The 16,908-nt window shown below is 70.0% G+C and carries 12 protein-coding genes; 5 read left to right on the top strand and 7 right to left on the bottom strand.

The window, feature by feature from the left end:
• Positions 1-6 precede the first annotated feature (6 nt).
• Positions 7-702 (bottom strand): alpha/beta hydrolase, encoded by a 696-nt coding sequence (locus ACIBTM_RS06725; protein ID WP_395875558.1) that lies wholly within the window; start codon positions 700-702, stop codon positions 7-9.
• Between the two features lie 131 nt (positions 703-833).
• Between ACIBTM_RS06725 and ACIBTM_RS06730 the strand changes: the two genes are divergently transcribed.
• Together ACIBTM_RS06730 and ACIBTM_RS06735 are read left to right on the top strand one after the other, a co-directional pair.
• On the top strand, positions 834-1,562 hold the full coding sequence (locus ACIBTM_RS06730) for an SIS domain-containing protein (protein ID WP_395875559.1): 729 nt from the start codon (positions 834-836) through the stop codon (positions 1,560-1,562).
• A 90-nt stretch (positions 1,563-1,652) separates the two neighbouring features.
• The gene (locus tag ACIBTM_RS06735) at positions 1,653-2,801 is read left to right on the top strand and encodes a serine hydrolase domain-containing protein (protein WP_395875560.1); all 1,149 of its coding nucleotides are present in this window, start codon (positions 1,653-1,655) and stop codon (positions 2,799-2,801) included.
• Positions 2,802-2,886: 85 nt separating this feature from the next.
• On the opposite strand, the gene ACIBTM_RS06740 is transcribed toward ACIBTM_RS06735, so the two are convergent.
• The gene (locus ACIBTM_RS06740) at positions 2,887-4,752 is read right to left on the bottom strand and encodes an ABC transporter ATP-binding protein (protein ID WP_395875561.1); all 1,866 of its coding nucleotides are present in this window, start codon (positions 4,750-4,752) and stop codon (positions 2,887-2,889) included.
• 146 nt (positions 4,753-4,898) lie between these two features.
• On the opposite strand from ACIBTM_RS06740, the gene ACIBTM_RS06745 reads away from it, so the two are divergent.
• Entirely contained in the window at positions 4,899-6,200 is a 1,302-nt protein-coding gene (locus ACIBTM_RS06745) for a glycosyltransferase family 87 protein (RefSeq protein ID WP_395875562.1), read from the top strand.
• Here the strand turns inward: ACIBTM_RS06745 and ACIBTM_RS06750 are convergent, their stop codons facing one another.
• The 5 genes from ACIBTM_RS06750 to ACIBTM_RS06770 form a co-directional block, all read right to left on the bottom strand.
• On the bottom strand, positions 6,201-6,410 hold the full coding sequence (locus tag ACIBTM_RS06750) for a helix-turn-helix domain-containing protein (RefSeq protein ID WP_003071237.1): 210 nt from the start codon (positions 6,408-6,410) through the stop codon (positions 6,201-6,203).
• A 178-nt stretch (positions 6,411-6,588) separates the two neighbouring features.
• Complete coding sequence (locus tag ACIBTM_RS06755) at positions 6,589-8,217, bottom strand: ABC-F family ATP-binding cassette domain-containing protein (protein ID WP_038515461.1); 1,629 nt, start codon at positions 8,215-8,217, stop codon at positions 6,589-6,591.
• Between the two features lie 141 nt (positions 8,218-8,358).
• On the bottom strand, positions 8,359-9,027 hold the full coding sequence (locus tag ACIBTM_RS06760; RefSeq protein WP_395875563.1) for an acVLRF1 family peptidyl-tRNA hydrolase: 669 nt from the start codon (positions 9,025-9,027) through the stop codon (positions 8,359-8,361).
• 128 nt (positions 9,028-9,155) lie between these two features.
• Positions 9,156-12,029 carry a S8 family serine peptidase gene (locus tag ACIBTM_RS06765; protein WP_395875809.1) on the bottom strand — a complete coding sequence of 958 codons (2,874 nt, stop codon included), beginning with the start codon at positions 12,027-12,029 and terminating at the stop codon, positions 9,156-9,158.
• A 390-nt stretch (positions 12,030-12,419) separates the two neighbouring features.
• Positions 12,420-13,982, bottom strand: a complete 1,563-nt coding sequence (locus tag ACIBTM_RS06770; RefSeq protein WP_395875564.1) for a deoxyguanosinetriphosphate triphosphohydrolase family protein — start codon at positions 13,980-13,982, stop codon at positions 12,420-12,422.
• A gap of 43 nt (positions 13,983-14,025) precedes the next feature.
• On the opposite strand from ACIBTM_RS06770, the gene ACIBTM_RS06775 reads away from it, so the two are divergent.
• Together ACIBTM_RS06775 and ACIBTM_RS06780 are read left to right on the top strand one after the other, a co-directional pair.
• Entirely contained in the window at positions 14,026-15,153 is a 1,128-nt protein-coding gene (locus ACIBTM_RS06775) for a lycopene cyclase family protein (protein WP_395875565.1), read from the top strand.
• A 72-nt stretch (positions 15,154-15,225) separates the two neighbouring features.
• A complete protein-coding gene (locus ACIBTM_RS06780; protein WP_395875566.1) occupies positions 15,226-16,908 on the top strand; it encodes an EAL domain-containing protein in 1,683 nt (560 codons plus the stop codon).

A 16,908-nucleotide genomic window follows, 5' to 3' on the forward strand; every position in this document is an offset into this window, starting at 1 on the left:
GCCCGGTCAGACCGGGATCCGCAGCCGTTCCGAGCTCGGCCGATCCCAGGCCCCGCTCAGTGTTTCGTCAGTGCCCCCGGCTTCGATCAGCTCGAGTGCGAATGCCCGTACGAGGCGGTTCCAGACACGAGACCTTCGCAGCATCGCGTGCCCTTCGCCGCCGATTTCGAACCGCGCCGACCGCGATGTCACCTTTTCGGCGCGTTCGGCGAAAGCGTGTGACGCCACCGGATCGGTCATGCGGTCCTTGGTCCCGTGCGCGATGAGCACGGCGCGGCCGCCGACGGCACCGATGGGTTCACCCGGTGGTGTCCATGGTGCCAATGCGCAGACGCCGATGACGGCCGGATCGTCGGCGACGCGCAGGCCGACCCGTCCCCCCATCGAATGGCCGACGAGGATCACCGGCACACCGGGGTGATCGTCGTGGATCCGCGCCAACGCCCAGCGCGCGTCGGCGAGCGCGTCGGTGCCGTGGTCGTTCCAGCCGTAGACCCGGTTGCGCAGGAGCCGCACCTCGACCCCGTGCCCCCGGCCCGCCCGGTGGACGTCCTTCGCCAGCGGCACCATCCGCTGGTACGCCAGCCGCCACGGCGCCACGCGGGCATGACTGTGCTCCGCGCCGCCGTGCAGTACCAGCACCACGGCTTTCACCTGGCCGCGTACGCGCCAAGTCCGCACCGCGGGATCAGCCTCGCTCACCCTGGACCCTCCAGTCTCCGAAACCCCGGCCGCAGTGATCAGGTCAACCTCGATCATGACCCGATGTATTCCACTTCGGCCATTGGTCCACGCGATACATTCGTCGCTGATCTCCAGACGGAAGGGCGGATGTGGTGAGCACCACCGAACGTTATGCAGACGTCGCCGAACGGCTCGCGGAGGCCGAACGGGGTAATGCGGAGCAGATCCGGAAGTCGGCCGAGCTGATCCTGGGGGTCATCCGGGCCGACGCCCTGGTGTTCACCGCCGGGGCCGGTCATTCGCTGGCCGCGGTCGCCGAGACCTTCTACCGGGCCGGCGGGCTCGCCTGCGTCTACCCGCTCTACCACCCCGAACTGTTGCCGCTGCACGGCGCGCAGCACAGCACCAAGACCGAGCGCCGCTCCGGGCTCGCCGAAGAGGTGCTCGCCGAGCGCGCCCCTGGGCCGGACGACCTGCTGGTGGTGTTCTCGACCTCGGGGGTCAACCCGTACCCGGTCGAACTGGCCGCCGGGGCGCGCAAGCGCGGGGCGTCGGTCATCGCGGTGAGTTCGGCCGCCTCCGTGGCCGCGGCGCCCAAACGCGCGGCCACGACGCTGATCGAAGAGGCGAGCATCGTGCTCGACTCCCACGTCCGTCCCGGCGACTCGAGCTACCCGCCGGAGGCGCCGCGGACCGCACCACTGTCCACTGTGATCAACGCGTTCCTCTGGAACCTCGTACTCGCCGAGGTCGTGGACCTCGGTGCGGCGCAGGGCGTCGACATCCCGCTGTGGCGCAGCTCCAACGTGGACGGTGGCGACGAGGCCAACGCCTCGCTGCTGGCCAAGTACGGCGCGCGGGTCCCGGCATTGCGGTAGCGATTTCGCGGGGGCGAGTCTCTTGACTCGTCCCCGCGGCGCTTCTACGGTCACATACCGACCGGTCGGTGTCCGCAGGAGGTCCGTGCCATGACCGAGATCCACGGTGAGTGCTCGGCGGGCTTCGAACCCGTCCGGGCCGCCTTCGAGGAGAACTTCGCCGGACGCGGAGAGATCGGCGCCGCGTTCTCGGTGACCCGGCACGGCGAGACCGTGGTCGATCTCTGGGCGGGCTGGGCCGATCCGGACCGGACGACACCGTGGCGGGCGGAGACACTCACCAACGTCTGGTCGACCACCAAGGGCATGACCGCGCTCTGCGCCCACCACCTCGCCGACGCCGGCCCGCTCGACATCGACGCGCCCGTCGCGAAGTACTGGCCGGAGTTCGCGGCCGCGGGCAAACAGGACATTCCCGTGCGATGGCTGCTCTCGCACCGCTCCGGGGTGACCGGGATCGGCCTCGACCGGCCGGTGAAGGTCGGGGAACTGTACGACTGGGACCACATCACCGGACTGCTCGCCGCGCAGCCGCCGCTCTTCGAACCGGGTACGGCCAGCGGCTACCACGCGCTGTCGTTCGGTTTCCTCGTCGGCGAAGTGATCCGCCGGGTGAGCGGGCAGGACGTCCGCGCGTACTTCGCCGAGCACATCGCCGGTCCGCTGGACGCGGACTTCCGGATCGGCCTGGATTCCGACGACGACCTGGCACGGTGCTCCACCCTCGTCGAGCCCGTTCTCAGCGCCGAGATGAAGACCGCCCTGACCCAGGCGTTCGCCAACGCCGGCCCCGTCGCCCTCGCGGCACTGGCGAACCCGCGCGTCCAAGGCCACGACGCCAACGACCCCGAATGGCGGCGTGCGATCCTGCCCGCGCTGAACGGGCACGGCACCGCCCGGGCCATCGCGACCGTCTACGGCGCGCTCGCGTCCGGGCGGCTGCTCTCGGCGGGTGCGCTCGCGACAGCCCGCGAAGGGCAGGGCCGGGAGGCCGACGTCGTCGGCGGACTGGGCAACGAATGGGCGCTGGGGTTCTACCTCGGCAGCGAGGAACGCGGCTTCGGCCCGAACCCGCGCGCGTTCGGGCACGACGGGCTCGGCGGCTCGTCCGGTGGCGTGGATCCCGAAAGCGGGATCGCCTTCGGCTACACGATGAACCGGATGGGGCCGCTGATGCGGGACGATCCGCGGAAGATGGCGCTGGTGAACGCGACCTTCGCCTCGCCCGCCCTCGCGTGACCGGGCCTCTCATCCACCCGGGCGTGCTAGGAACGGTCCTTTCCTTGCAAATTTCGCAAGGAAAGGACCGTTCCTGGCATCCGGGTCACGCGGCCGCAGGCTCCTCCGAGAACTGCGTCAGGTAAAGCGACGCGTAGCGCCCTTCGCGAGCGAGAAGCTCTTCGTGCGTCCCCCGCTCGACGATCTCTCCGTGCTCGATCACCAGGATCTGGTCCGCCGCCCGGACCGTCGACAACCGGTGCGCGATGACGAGCGCGGTCCGCCCGTCGAGCGCGTCGGTCAGCGCCTCGCCGACGGCCGCCTCGGACTGCGAGTCCAGATGCGCGGTCGCCTCGTCGAGGACGACGACCCTCGGCTGCGCCAGCAGGAGCCGGGCGATGGTCAGCCGCTGCCGTTCCCCGCCGGAGAGCCGGTAGCCCCGCTCCCCCACCACGGTCTCCAGCCCGTCGGGCAGCTCCCGGATCAGCTCGGCCAGCCGCGCCTTCTCCAGCGCCGACCAGATCTCGGCGTCGGTGACCTCGGGCCGCGCGTACTCCAGGTTCGCGCGGATGGTGTCGTGGAAGAGGTGCCCGTCCTGGGTCACCACGCCGACGGTTTCCCGCAGCGAGGCGAAACTCAGCTCTCGAACGTCCACATCGGACAGACGAACCGATCCGGCGTCGACGTCGTACAGCCGCGGCAGTAGCGAGGCGATCGTCGACTTGCCCGCGCCGGAGGATCCCACCAGCGCCACCATCTGCCCGGGTTCGGCACGGAAGCTGATGCCGTGCAACACTTCCTCGCCACCTCGGTGATCCAAAGTGGACACTTCCTCCAGCGACGCCAGCGAGTAGCGGTCCGCCGCGGGGTAGCCGAACCGGACGTCGGAGAATTCCACCGAAACCGGGCCTTCGGGAACTCGGCGCGGTTCCGGCTTCTCCTCGATCATCGGCTTGAGGTCGAGCACCTCGAAGACCCGCTCGAACGACACCAGCGCGGTCATCACGTCCACCCGGACGTTCGCCAGCGCGGTCAGCGGCGAGTACAGCCTGGTCAGCAGCAACGCGAGCGCCACGACGGTGCCCGGCGCGAGCGCCCCGGTCAGCGCGAGGTACCCGCCCAGCCCGTAGACCAGCGCCTGCGCGAGCGCGGACACCGTGGTCAGGCTGGTCAGGAACCAGCGCGTCAGCATCGCCGTCCGCACCCCGATGTCGCGCACCCGCCCGGCCCGCGCGCCGAACTCGCCCGCCTCGCGTCCCGGGTCGCCGAACAGCTTCACCAGCGTCGCGCCCGGCGCGGAGAACCGCTCGGTCATCTGCGTGGTCATCGACGCGTTGAGCCCGCCTGCCTCCCGCTGCAGCGCGGCCATCCGCCGTCCGAGCCGCCGCGTCGGCAGGATGAACACCGGCAGCAGCACCAGCGCCAGCAGGGTGACCTGCCAGGACAGCGTCACCATGACCACCAGCGACAGCGCCAGCTGGATCACGTTGGTGACCAAACCGGACAGGGTCGCGGTGAACGTGCGCTGCGCGCCGATGACGTCGTTGTTGAGCCTGCTCACCAGTGCGCCGGTGCGGGTGCGCGTGAAGAACGCGACCGGCATCCGCTGCACGTGGCGGTACACCGCGAGCCGCAGGTCGAGGATGATCCCCTCACCGATCCTCGACGACTGGGCCCGTTCGGCCAGCCCGAGCCCGGCGTCGATCAGCGCCAGCGCCGCGATCACCACGGCGAGCCACACCACCAGCGCGACGTCGTGCCCGCCGACGATGGCGTCGACCACCTTCCCGGCCAGCACCGGCGTGCTCACCGCGAGTACCGCCGAGACGACGGTGAGCACCAGGAATATCAGCAACCTCCGCCAATGCGGCCTGGCGAATCGTGCGACGCGGCGGAGCGTGCCCTTGTGCAGCCCCTTCGGAACGTCGGCGGACTTCATCGCCGAGTTCATCAGCGTCCACGTGTTGTCCATGAGAACCCTCTCTTCGCCCCCAAAACCTCGATATTAGTCGAGAGTTTTCCCGGATATAAGCATGACCAACACCGAAGCACACCGGATGCTTCCCGGTTTCCACGTCCTCTTTCCGGCGGAGGTGGCCACGTCGGTAGCCTGAGCCGGTGACCAAGGACCCAGACCGGCGACGACTGACCATCGACCTGGTCTTCTACACGGGCTGCCTGATCTTCGCCGTCGCGAACACGGCCGTCGCGGAATTCTACGGCTATCGCGTGTGGGCGAACTTCGCTGTAGCGGGTTACGGCCTCGCCGTGGTCCACACCGGCTGGCTGACCATCGCCGCGCGACGCGGCAAGCAGCTGCCCGGCGCGCTCGGTTCGCGGTGGATCGGTATCGGCGCCATCGGGTTGTTCGCCATGATCCTTCCGTTGGGAATGCTCGTCATTCGCCGTCTGACCGGAGTGGACTGGCTCGTCACCCCGAACTCATGGGCCGCACAGCCCGAGGTCTGGGTCATCGAACGGTCGGCGAAACTCCTTCTGGAGAACGGAACCCCGTACGTCGACGTCACCGCACTCGGTCGCGCGGTGGAAGTAAACGATTACACGCCATACGGTCCGGTGATGACCGTTTTCGGCCTGCCGCGCGCCTTGCTGGGCGGCGGACCGGTCGCGAACGCCCTCACCGACGCGCGCTGGATGTTCGCACTGGCGGCCGTCGCATGTGTACTGCTGACGCTGAGGCTGCTGAAGTGGCCGAAAATCCCGGTCAGCGCGGCACAACTCGCCCTCGCCTGCCCGCTGACCGCGCTGACCTGGGCGGTCGCCGGCCCGGATCTGGCCATCGTCGGGCTGCTGGTGCTGTCGTTCGCGCTGGCCACGACGGGCCGTGCGGTCCTGTCGGGTTTGGTGCTGGCCCTGGTGGTCAGCGCGAAACTCATCGTCGCACCGGCGATCGTGGTGCTGGGTGTCCTGTTGATCACGCGGCGTGGCCCTCGCGCACTGGGCGGATTCGCCGCGGCACTCGTGGTGACGACGATCGTCCTGCACGTACCCGTCTATCTGGTCGACCCCAAGGCGTTCGTCGAGCACGTCTTCCGGTTCCCGCTGGGAATCGGCGTGATCAAGTCACCGGCGGCGAGCCCGTTGCCCGGCCACCTCATCGCCTCGCTCGGCCCGGTGGGCACGGCGGTTTCCTTCGCCCTGCTCGGGATCGCGGCCGTCGCGATCCTGATCTGGCTGCTACGACGCCCGCCCGCGACCGGTTCGGACGCGTTGCTGCGCATGGCCGTCGGGCTCGTCGCGCTGATAATGCTCACCCCGGCGACGCGGTACGGCTACCTGGTGTATCCGCTGGTCCTGCTCGGTGCCAGGCTGGTCTTCCTGGTCGCGGAAACCCGTGAAACAGCGGTCCCTGGAAAGGGAACTGCGCCCCCCGCGCAGCAGTCCGCTACTTCCTCGTGACTACTTCTTCTTGACCCTGGTGGCACCGCCACGGCCGCGCAGCTGGACGCCGGACTCCGAGAGGACCCGGTGCACGAAGCCATACGAGCGACCCGTGGACTCCGCGAGAGCGCGGATGCTCGAGCCCTTCTCGTATTTCTTCTTCAGGTCAGCGGCCAGCTTGTCACGCGTGTTGCCGGTGATCCGCGCGCCTTTCTTGAGATCAGCCACGTCGATCGCCTTCCCGCCGAGAGTGTTCTGGGCCACATAACGGCCCCTGTCGCCGCAATGATCGAACACTGAGCGCCGGAATGCCAGACGACGAGCGCAAAACTGCTGAAACCGCGATCACATTGGGCCATTTCAGTGGCCGGATGGCATCGATCAAGCACCCGAACGGACGCAGACCTCACGCAAGCTGGACAAGTTCCAGATAATCAGCCGACCAATGATCCTCTGTTCCGTCCGGCAGCAGGATCACGCGTTCCGGCTCCAGCGCCTCGACCGCGCCCGGGTCGTGCGTCACCAGGACGACCGCTCCGGCGAAGCTGCGCAAGGCGTCCAGGACCTGGGCACGGCTGGCCGGGTCCAGGTTGTTGGTCGGCTCGTCGAGCAGCAAAACGTTGGCAGCGCTGGACACCAGACCGGCGAGCGCGAGCCGCGTCTTCTCGCCGCCGGAGAGTGTGCCCGCCGGCTGATCGAGCTGCTCGCCGGTGAACAGGAACGAGCCGAGGAGGTTCCGCAACTCCTGCGCTCCGGTGTCCGGCGCGAGATGACGGATATTTTCCCACACGGAAGCATCATGGTCGAGCGTTTCATGTTCCTGTGCGTAATAGCCCAAACGCAATCCGTGACCTGGAATGGTCTCGCCGGTATCCGGAGTTTCCATTCCGCCGAGCAGCCGGAGCAAAGTCGTCTTTCCGGCACCGTTCAATCCGAGCACGACGACCTTCGAGCCACGGTCGATGGCGAGGTCGACACCGGTGAAGATCTCGAGCGATCCGTAGGACTTCGAGAGCCCCTCCGCGGTGAGCGGGGTCCGGCCGCATGGGGCGGGCTCGGGGAACTTGATCCGGGCGACCTTGTCGGCCTGACGGGTCTCGTCGAGCGCGGACAGCATCTGCTCGGCGCGGCGGGCCATGTTCTTGGCGGCCACGGCCTTCGTCGCCTTGGCGCCCAGTTTGGCGGCCTGCTGCTGCAGCGCGGACGCCTTCTTCTCGGCGTTCGCGCGTTCGCGGCGGCGGCGCTTCTCGTCGGTGGCGCGCGCGTCGAGATAACGTTGCCAGCCCATGTTGTAGAGGTCGAGCTCGCCGCGGGTCGCGTCGAGGAACCACACCTTGTTGACCACGTCCGCGAGCAGTTCGACGTCGTGGCTGATGACCACGAGACCGCCGTCGTGCTGCTTCAGGAATCCTCGAAGCCAGTTGATGGAGTCGGCGTCGAGGTGGTTGGTGGGCTCGTCGAGCAGCAGGATCGTCTCGGATTTTCCGCCCGCGCCCGCTTCGGCGGCGGCGAACAGGATGCGGGCCAGCTCCACGCGGCGGCGCTGACCACCCGAAAGCGTCTGCAGCGTCTGCGCGAGCACCCGGTCGGCGAGGCCGAGGTTGGAACAGATCCGCGCGGCCTCACTCTCGGCGGCGTAACCACCGAGGGAGGCGAAGCGCTCTTCGAGGCGGCTGTAGCGGTTGACCGCCTTGTCGCGTTCCTTCTCGTCCACCAGCTCCGACATCGCGTTCTGCGCTTTTTCCATGTTGCGCAGCAAGGAGTCGAGGCCGCGCGCGGAGAGCACACGGTCCTTCGCGGTGACGGACAGGTCGCCCTCGCGCGGGTCCTGCGGGAGATAGCCGAGCTCGCCGCTGCGGCGGACCTCGCCCGCGTACGGCTCGCCCTCCCCCGCCAGCACCTTGAGCGAGGTGGTCTTGCCGGCGCCGTTGCGGCCGACCAGGCCGATACGGTCGCCCTGCTGGATGCGGACGTTGGTGTCGTCGAGCAGGATGCGCGAACCAGCGCGCAGCTGCAGGCCAGAGGCCGTGATCACGGGAACTCCCGGTACAAGGGGTGGATGAGCGGACAGCTTCGACTCGCCGGCCCACGGCCGGCGAGGAGCTACTCCAAGAGGATGTCCACGGGACCAGTGTACGGGCCGGTGTCGACCGGTTTTATCGGACCGTGCCCGACGTCACGGCCCGGCGAGGGTGATTTCGACCGCGACGGCCCGTTCCGCCGCGTCTTCGAGCACCGTCCGGCGCGGTTCGGGGATGTCGAGAACACGGGGCTCGGCACGCTGGAACAACGGCGCCAGCCGCCTGTTCTCGCGCAGGGTCTCCAGGGCCCGGCGGTCACCGCCGAGCACGACAGCGTCCACTTCGGACAGTTGAGGGACGAGAACCTCGAAGGCGTCGTCCGCGGCGGAGCGGAGCGCCGTACGGGCCTGCCCTTCCCGCCGCCGCGCGAACCGCTGCTGCGACCAGCCGCCCGCCGCGGACCGGCCTTGGACGAGGTGCCGGTCCGTCCTGGACTGGACGACCACTCCCCCGCGCGCGATCCCGACGCTGTGCCCGCCGCGGCGCACCAGCAGGAGCGCGATCCTCCGCGAGATCAGCGCGTGCTCGACGAGCGGGCCGACGGCCAGTCCGGCCATCGTTCCTTCCGCCCGCAGTGGTCCGAAAGGGACGGTCGCGACGGCGACGACGCCGTTGACGGCGACGACCGTGACGGTGTCCGGCTTCAGTTCCGTCGAACGGACGCCTTCGTTGCGGACGGCGAAGCGGGCGTACCAGCCTTCGAGGCGATCCGGGGCGACCTCGACCGCCCGGCCCCCGCCCGCCACCTGCCGCTCCCTCGCCATGGGTCCAACGTACGGGGCCCGGCCGGATCGGCAACCCCGCACTCGCGTGCTCAAGCCCAACGCGCGTGAAGGCCCCCTTCCCTCGGCTGAGCCGAGGGAAGGGGGCCTTCACGCGCATGACCAGAGGACTAGACCGGCTTCACCGGCCCGCGCCCCACCGACTTCCCGACGCTCGCGGGCCGCTCGGCCACGCCAGGTTGCACGAAACCGTTGATGTGCAAGGAGATCGAGCGGATCGACCCGGTGTCACCACCGGCGGCGTCGACCGCGGTGAACTTCCACGTGCCGTCGGCCGCCGCACCGGTGGTCAGGCCGCCGAGCGCCTGCGTCGGCCGGTAGGTGCCGGTGAACGGGGCGTTCGCCGCGCTCACCGAGCTGAACGCGGCGGCCGCGTTGTCGGCGAAGACGACCTGGCACAGGTTGTTGCCCGAGCCGCCGCTGCGCTGGAACACGGTCGCCTTCGCGCCCGCGGGCGACGTCAGCGTGCCGACCAGGTCACCGACGTACGAGTGGTTGATGCCCACGGTCGTCGAGGTCTCGTCGGTGTTGCAGGTCGCGCCGTCCACCGAGAACGTCAGCTTCGACGCGCGTCCGACGCCGCTCACCGTGATCGGCACGGTCACGCCGGTCGGATCGCTGTCCGGGATCGCCACCGCGTCACCGGCGTAGGCGAAGTCCCGCGTCACCGGCGACGGCGTACCGACCGGCAGCGAGAACGTGGAGGTGGTCGGCGAGTACGAACCCGCGAAGGTCACCCGCGCGTTCAGCACCACCGGCACCCCCAGTTCCTGCGTGGCGGGAACGGTGATGGTGAAGTCGTTCACGCCCGTCTGCCCGGGGCTGATCGTGCCGTACGACTTCGACCGCGGCGCCACCGTGACCCCGGGGGTCGGGCTGGAGAGCACGACGCTGGTGGACGTCGCGGTGCCGTCGCCGCGGTTGGTCACCGGCAGCGTCACCTTCGCGGTGTCGCCCGGGTCGAGCGCGGAACCACCGTCGGCCGGGGTGACCGTCGGCCGGCCTGCGGACGCGAGCGGCTGCGGGCTGGCACCGGTGTAGGCGAGCACCTTGTCGGCGAGGACGACACCCGCGCCGCTGGAGTTGTCGCGGCCGGGGGCCAGGATGTCGACGGCGGTGTTGATCAGCGCCTCGCGCACCTCGGCCGGGGGCAGCCCCGGGTTGCCCGAGAGCACCAGGCCCGCGATCGCGGCGGCGTGCGGCGCGGCGGCCGACGTGCCGTAGAACGTGGTGAAGCCGGTGACGCTGGTGGAGACGCCGTCGGCCGCGGTGATATCCGGCTTGGCGCGGACCTCACCACCGGTCCCGGACACGTTGCCCGGGGTGATCGGTGTGCCGTCGGCCTGGTAGAACATTCGCCGCGGACCGTCCGAAGTGAACCGTTCGACCTTCGAGGTCGCGCCGAACGCGGCCGGGAACGGGCCCGCCGGGTTGGCCGGGTCGCCCGGTTCGAGGGCACGGGGGAACGCCTTGGCCGCCGGGGCCGCCGCGACGCTGAACGCGTCCCGCGCGGCCGAGTGGCCCACGGTCACGCCGGGCTTGGTGTAGGCCTTGAGACCGTCGGCCGAATCGGTGAACCGGCCGCGCAGCGCGGACAGCGAAAGGTAGCGGCCCTCACCGGAGAACTTGACGATGGCCAGCCGCAGTCCGGCGACGCCCGTGGTGTCCACCCGCTCGTACGGGTCCTGGGTACCGGTCTGGACGTCCTGGCTGAAGTCGACGACGTTGCCCGCCGCGTTCAGCAGGTACAGGTCGTAGTCGTTGTTCGAACGGCCCAGCGGGTCGGACCAGAACAACGTGACCGGCACCCGGCCCGACGCGCTCGAAAGCGGCTGGAAGACCTGGTTGCCCGCGGCACCGGCGAAGTTGTGCGCGGTACCGGCGTATTTGCCGACGCTCTTGCCGGAGTCGACGAAGTCGCCTTCCCAGTGGCCCGAAGTGCCGTCGGTGACGTTGCCCTCGTTACCGGCCGAGGAGAAGTACAGCGCGCCGTTCGCGGTCACGTCGTTCACGGCCTGGGCGATGATCCAGTCCTGGAACGGGGATTCCTTGAAGTACAGGACGTCGTCGACGATGACGTCGCAGTGCGCGTCGAAGCGCAGCTTGCGGATGTTGTCGGCGAAACTGGCATCGGAGTTGAACGCGCTGGCGAAACCGAGTGCCGCGTTCGGCGCGAGATCGTGGATGATCTCGAGCATCGCGGTGCCCTCGTCGCCGTCGCCTTCCTGGCCGGGGATCACGTCGACGCCCGCCGGGAGTTCGCCGCGCGCCTGTGAGGTCGCGAGCGAGTCGATCCCGTCGGACAGTGCGCAGATCTTGGTGCCCACGCCGGTGACGCCGAACTGCTGGCGCGCGGTGTCGGCGTTGTGCGCGCGGTCGCCTTCGCTGTTGATCGGCCCGGCCGCGATACCGGCCTGTCCCTTGGCCTCGACGGCCTTCTTCAGCTCGTCCGCGATCCGTGCGGCCTTCTCTTCCTTGCTTTCCCGCTTGCCCGCGGTGGCGGGCTCGGCGAGCTGGCGGGCGGTGAACGCCTCGTTGGCGGTCTCGACCTTCTTGACGTCGGCTCGGGCCGCGATCGCCGGGACCGCGTTCAGCGGCACCTCGGCGCGGACACTGCCGTACCGCTCGGAGACCGCGCGGATCCCCGCACCGGATTCACGCAGTCCTTTGAGGAGTTCTTCCGAGACCTGGCCCCGGATGTCCACGAGTACGGTGCCGGCCGCGGAGACATTCGCCCCAGACCCCAGTGCGGGAACCGCGGAAGCCGACATCCGCTGCGCGCGGAGTTTCTGTTCGACGAGCAGTCGGCTGTCCACTTTGGACTCACCGGCGTTCTGACTCTTCTTGATCGATTGCAGGGCCTCGATCTGCCGGACGGTGTTCTCCGAGAACGCGTCCGGGGAGGCCCCGCCTTCCGCCGCCACGACGGGCGGGCTCACCAGGCCGAGCGCGGTGACGAGGGCCGCGGTGCCCGCGGTCAGGATCGTTCTTCTTCTCCTACTAGAACGGGTTGGACGCACGTGCGCCTCCGATTCCTAGGCGCGTGCCCCGACTCACGCTGACCGACGCCGGCGATCACCGGCTGGATCAAGCTAAGTACCGGGCGCGCACCGGCGGCAGGAGCCGTTCGGGTGACGTCGGATGGAGAATTTCCGGATTCGGCCGCAGGTCGTGGGCCGTTCAGGGTAATCGCGCGGCTCGGTCTCCTCTGGTGAACCCGCGTCCGCGATCGACGTCGGCAGGGCATGACCGGTCTTCCAAGTCGCGCTGGGTGCGGACGGTGCCCTGCCACCGCGATAGCGGGGCCTTCGGCCGGGGCGGGTTCACGCGTACGGTCACTTCCCGGACAAGATCCCGGCTCCGCCCAACAGGCACTACAGGACGAAAGAGTCCGACCAAGGCTGCGAAGCACGGCCCGACAAGCCGTCCAAAAGGGTCACCGCTTGTTTGTCCGTCAACGACGCCACGAAATCGACGACCGCCCGCCCTCGCGCCAGGCCTCGTACGGCGTCGGCACCGGTGACCGGTTCCCCGGTCGCCCCGACGAGCAGTTCCGGCGAAGTCCGCGCCAGTGCGGAGAACTCGGCCTGCGCCAGTTCGACCAGATCGTGCAGCCGCCGCGGGAGCCGGTAGAACTCGTCGCGGTCGAGCAGCCACGCGTCGAGCGCGTCGACCAGGGTGGTCACCAGGCTCGCCTGTCCGCGTTGGTGCAGCGCGAGTTCCGGGCGCAGCAGGACGAACCGCCGGTGCACGAATTTCAGCACCTGCACCTCGTGCCACTGAGCGGGCCGCAGCGTGAGATGCCCTGTCCGGGCGGAGGGCGACGCCACCATCTGGACGCCGTCGACGAGCCGCGCGGTCCATTTCGCGGAGAAGGCGGCAGTGGCCTGTTCGGCTTCGATGGAACCGTCGAACCCGGTGGCGAGCAAGCCGTCGACGAGTTCGGCGCGCACACGGACGACGGCGCTGGTGAAGGCGTCGTCGTCGACGATCCACCCGTCCTTGGCGTGCATCCGGCGGCGCAGCCGTTCCAGCGAACGGCCGGGCAGCCGCCGTTCGGCGGTCAAGGTCGCGTCGTCCAGCGCGGCCAGTTCCACCGCGTGGTCGACCCAGCCGGTGAACTCGGCGGCGACCGGAGCGTGCTGCAGGACACCGATCCGGTGGAAGTCCTGGAGATCGTGGATGGCGTACGCGATGTCGTCGGCGGTGTCCATCACGGACGCTTCGACCGTCTGCTGCCAGGATTCGATCCGGCCGTCGAACGGGGCCCGCGCCTGGGTGAAGTCGTCGAGTTCGGTGCTGTAGGCGGAGAACTTGCTCGCGCCGGTGCCGGGGGCGTCGGCCGGTTCGCCCGCGCCGCGTGGCTGCACGGCCATCGAGGTCGGATGCGGATCCGGCACGTGCAACCGCGCCCACGGGTACTTCAGCACCGCGGCGCGCACCGCCGTGGTGAGGTCCAGTCCAGAGGCGGACGGGCCGCGCACGTCGGTGGTGGTGATGATCCGGAACGACTGCGCGTTGCCTTCGAAACCGTCGGCGAGGCCGAACCGGTGCCGGGCGATCCGGTCCAGGGTCTGCTCGCCGAGATGCCCGAACGGCGGATGCCCGAGATCGTGCGCGAGCGACGCGGCCTCGGCGACGTCCGGGTCGCAGCCGCCCAGTTTCGCGGCCAGTTCGGCGGAATCGCTGGTGGAATTGATCCGCTCGGCGATCGCGCGGGCGACCTGCGCGACCTTGAGGCTGTGGGTGAGCCGGTTGTGCAGGAGCCCGGAACCGCCGGCACTGACCACCTGCGTCACACCGCCGAGCCGCGCGAAGAAGGGCGACGCGGCGATCCGGTCCCTGTCGATCCGGAACGGGCTCGTGGCGAGGTCGGTGAACCCGGCGCTCTCGCTCGCCGGATCGCGCCGCCACGTCCTCGGGTCCGTCTGTTCCATGCGCAACACCGTATCCGTCGTGGCCGCATGATGAGATACGCAGGTGGCGGACGTGGTGATCGCGGGCGGCGGCCCGGCGGGCCGGGCGCTCGCGCGGGCCTGCGCCCGGCGCGGCCTGGCGACGGTCCTGATCGACCCGGCGCCGGACAGACGCTGGCGGGCGACCTACGGGCTGTGGGCCGACGAACTGCCCACGCTGCCCGGGAGCGCCGTCGCGTGCGAGCCCTCGGCCACGCTCGCCTTCGGGACCGGACCGCACGTCCTCGACCGGCGGTACCTGGTGGTGGACAACGACGGCCTGCGCCGGTGGCTGGACGAGGGTTACGACGTCGTCGCCGGGACGGTGTCCGGCGTGGACCATGGACGGCAGGGGTCCTCGGTGCGCCTGGAGGACGGACGGACCCTCGCGACAGGTCTGTATGTCGACGCCACCGGCCCCCTGCCGCGAGGCGACCGGTACGAACAGACGGCCTTCGGCGTCGTCCTCCCCGCCGAGGACGCGCTGCGGCTGGCCGACCGCCCGGACACCGCCGTGTTCATGGACTGGCGGAACACGGAGTCCGGATTCCTCTATGTACTGCCGCTCGGCGACGGCACCGTCCTCGTCGAGGAGACCTCGCTCGCCCGCAGACCCGGGCTGCCGCCGGACGTCCTCGCGGCGCGGCTGCGTGCCCGGCTCCTGGCCGTCGGCCTGACGTCACGCGGACGCGAGGAACGCGTGCGGATCGTGCTCGACCTGCCCGTGCCCCGGCGCGGCCGGACGGTGCCGTTCGGGGCCGCCGGAGCGTTGGTGCATCCGGCGACCGGGTACAGCGTCGCGACGTCGGTGCGGCTCGCGGAGCCGGTCGCGGACGCGGTTGCCCGGGCATGGGATCGAGGCCCTGCCGCAGTGGCGTCGGCCGCGCACGGAGCGTTATGGCCGTCCTCGGCACGCACCGTGCACGCATTGCGACGGCATGGATTGCGCGCGCTGTGCGGGATGCCGCCCGAACTGGTCCCGGTGTTCTTCGATTTGTTCTTCACGTTGCCCACGCAGCTCCAGCGCGCTTTCACCAGCGGTCGCGAAGATGTTTCGGGTACTACTGAAGCGATGTCGGCACTTTTCCGAAAGTCACCGTGGCAAGTAAGAAAACACCTGATCGGGTGGCGTGCGTTACGCCGTTCTAGGTAACCCAGGTGCCTTCGCGATGAACATCAGTTGACACGTATTTTGTTTCGCGCCGTCACCGGCGAATATGCGCTTGTGACGTTGCAGATCGCTGTCCGCTTCGCTTACCAGCCGTTGTACAGCCTGCACACCGGAGGCGTCGTCGCGTTCGAAGCACTGGCGCGGCCGGGCCGTGGGACCGCCCACGAGCTGCTCGCCGACGCCCGGCGCAACGGCAGGCTGGCCGAGGTCGACGTCGGGCTGGCCGCCGAGGCCGTCCGGCAGCTGCGCGAACCGCAGGCCGCCCTCCCCCTGCACCTGAACCTGTCCGCGCGGACGGTGGCGGCGCCGCCGTCACAGTTCGACCCGCTGACCGACGCGCTCAGCACGGTGGGCCGCCGGACCAGGGACGTGGTGCTCGAGATCGGGCCGCCGTTCACGCAGATCCCCGCCGACCTGCTGCTGACCGGTATGCGGCGGCTCACCGAACTCGGCTTCCGGCTCGCGCTCGACGGCCTCGGCCGCGGCGACCTCCCGCTGACACTGCTCGCTTCGGCACCCGTCGACCTGGTGAAGCTGGATCGCAGCGTGCTGCGGGGCCTGCCGCACGACCCGGCCGCCGTCGCGGTGGTCGAAGCGGTGCTGCACTTCGCGTCGCGCACCGACAACCGCCTGGTCGCGACCGGGCTCGAGACCACGGAGCAGCTGGAGTCCGCCCGGCGGCTCGGGGTGCGGATCGCGCAGGGCAACCTGCTCGCCCCGCCGGACGGCGACCACTCGCCGCTGCCCGCGCCGGACGCGCCGGGGCCCTTCATCCCCGGCACCGCCCGCGCCCGCCGCGTCGGCGACTTCCTCCGGCCCGCGACGACGCTGCCCGAGGCGGCGACCTGTGACGACGTACGCGAGGTGCTGGCCGCCGCCGACGGGCCGAGCGGGATCGTCGGCATCGACGACCGCCACCGTCCACAGTGGTCGATCGACCGGACCCGGTTCCTGGTCGCGGTCACCGGGTTGTACGGCCATGCCCTGCATGCCAAACGGCCGGCATCGCGGCTCGCCGACCGGCCGCACACGATCCACGCCGACGCGAGCGCGCTCGAATTCCTCGAACTGGTCACCGACGCGGACTGGGGCCGGACCGGCGACGACGTCGTCGTGGTCGACGACCGCGGCCGGTGCGTCGGCGTGGTGCTGGTGAACGAGGTCGTCCGCGGGGTCGCGGAGGCGAAGGTCGAGGAGGCGGTCTCGCTGAGCCCGCTGACCCGCCTGCCCGGCAGCGACGCGGTCGCCAGGGACGTCGACCGCCGGATCAACGCCCGGGAGCCGTTCGTCGCGGCCTGGCTGGACGTCGACTCGTTCAAGACGGTCAACGACACCGCCGGGTTCGCCGCGGGCGACGATCTGATCCGCGCGCTCGGCCGGACGCTCACCGATCTGGAGACCCGCCTGCGCCGGATGCGGGTCAGCCATGTGGGCGGGGACGACTTCCTGATCGCCTGCGACGTCGACGAGATCGGCACGGTCGCCGCCGCGCTGCTGGACACACCGTGGTCGGCCGACGGTCTCCCGGTGACGGTCTCGCTGGCGACCCTGGTGTGCGGGAACGGCGCCATCCGGTCCTACAAGGACGCTTCCCGGCTCCTGGCGCCGCTAAAGAAACAGGCCAAGGAGGTCCCCGGGTCCAGCTGGGTGCTCGGGCGGCCGGGTTCGGACCGCGTCGAGGTCCTGCGCGGGATCACGACCCGCGGCCTGCCTTCCCAGCGCGTCGCGGGCTTCTGA

It is taken from the genome of Amycolatopsis sp. NPDC049868 (assembly GCF_044461365.1).
GTDB lineage: Bacteria > Actinomycetota > Actinomycetes > Mycobacteriales > Pseudonocardiaceae > Amycolatopsis.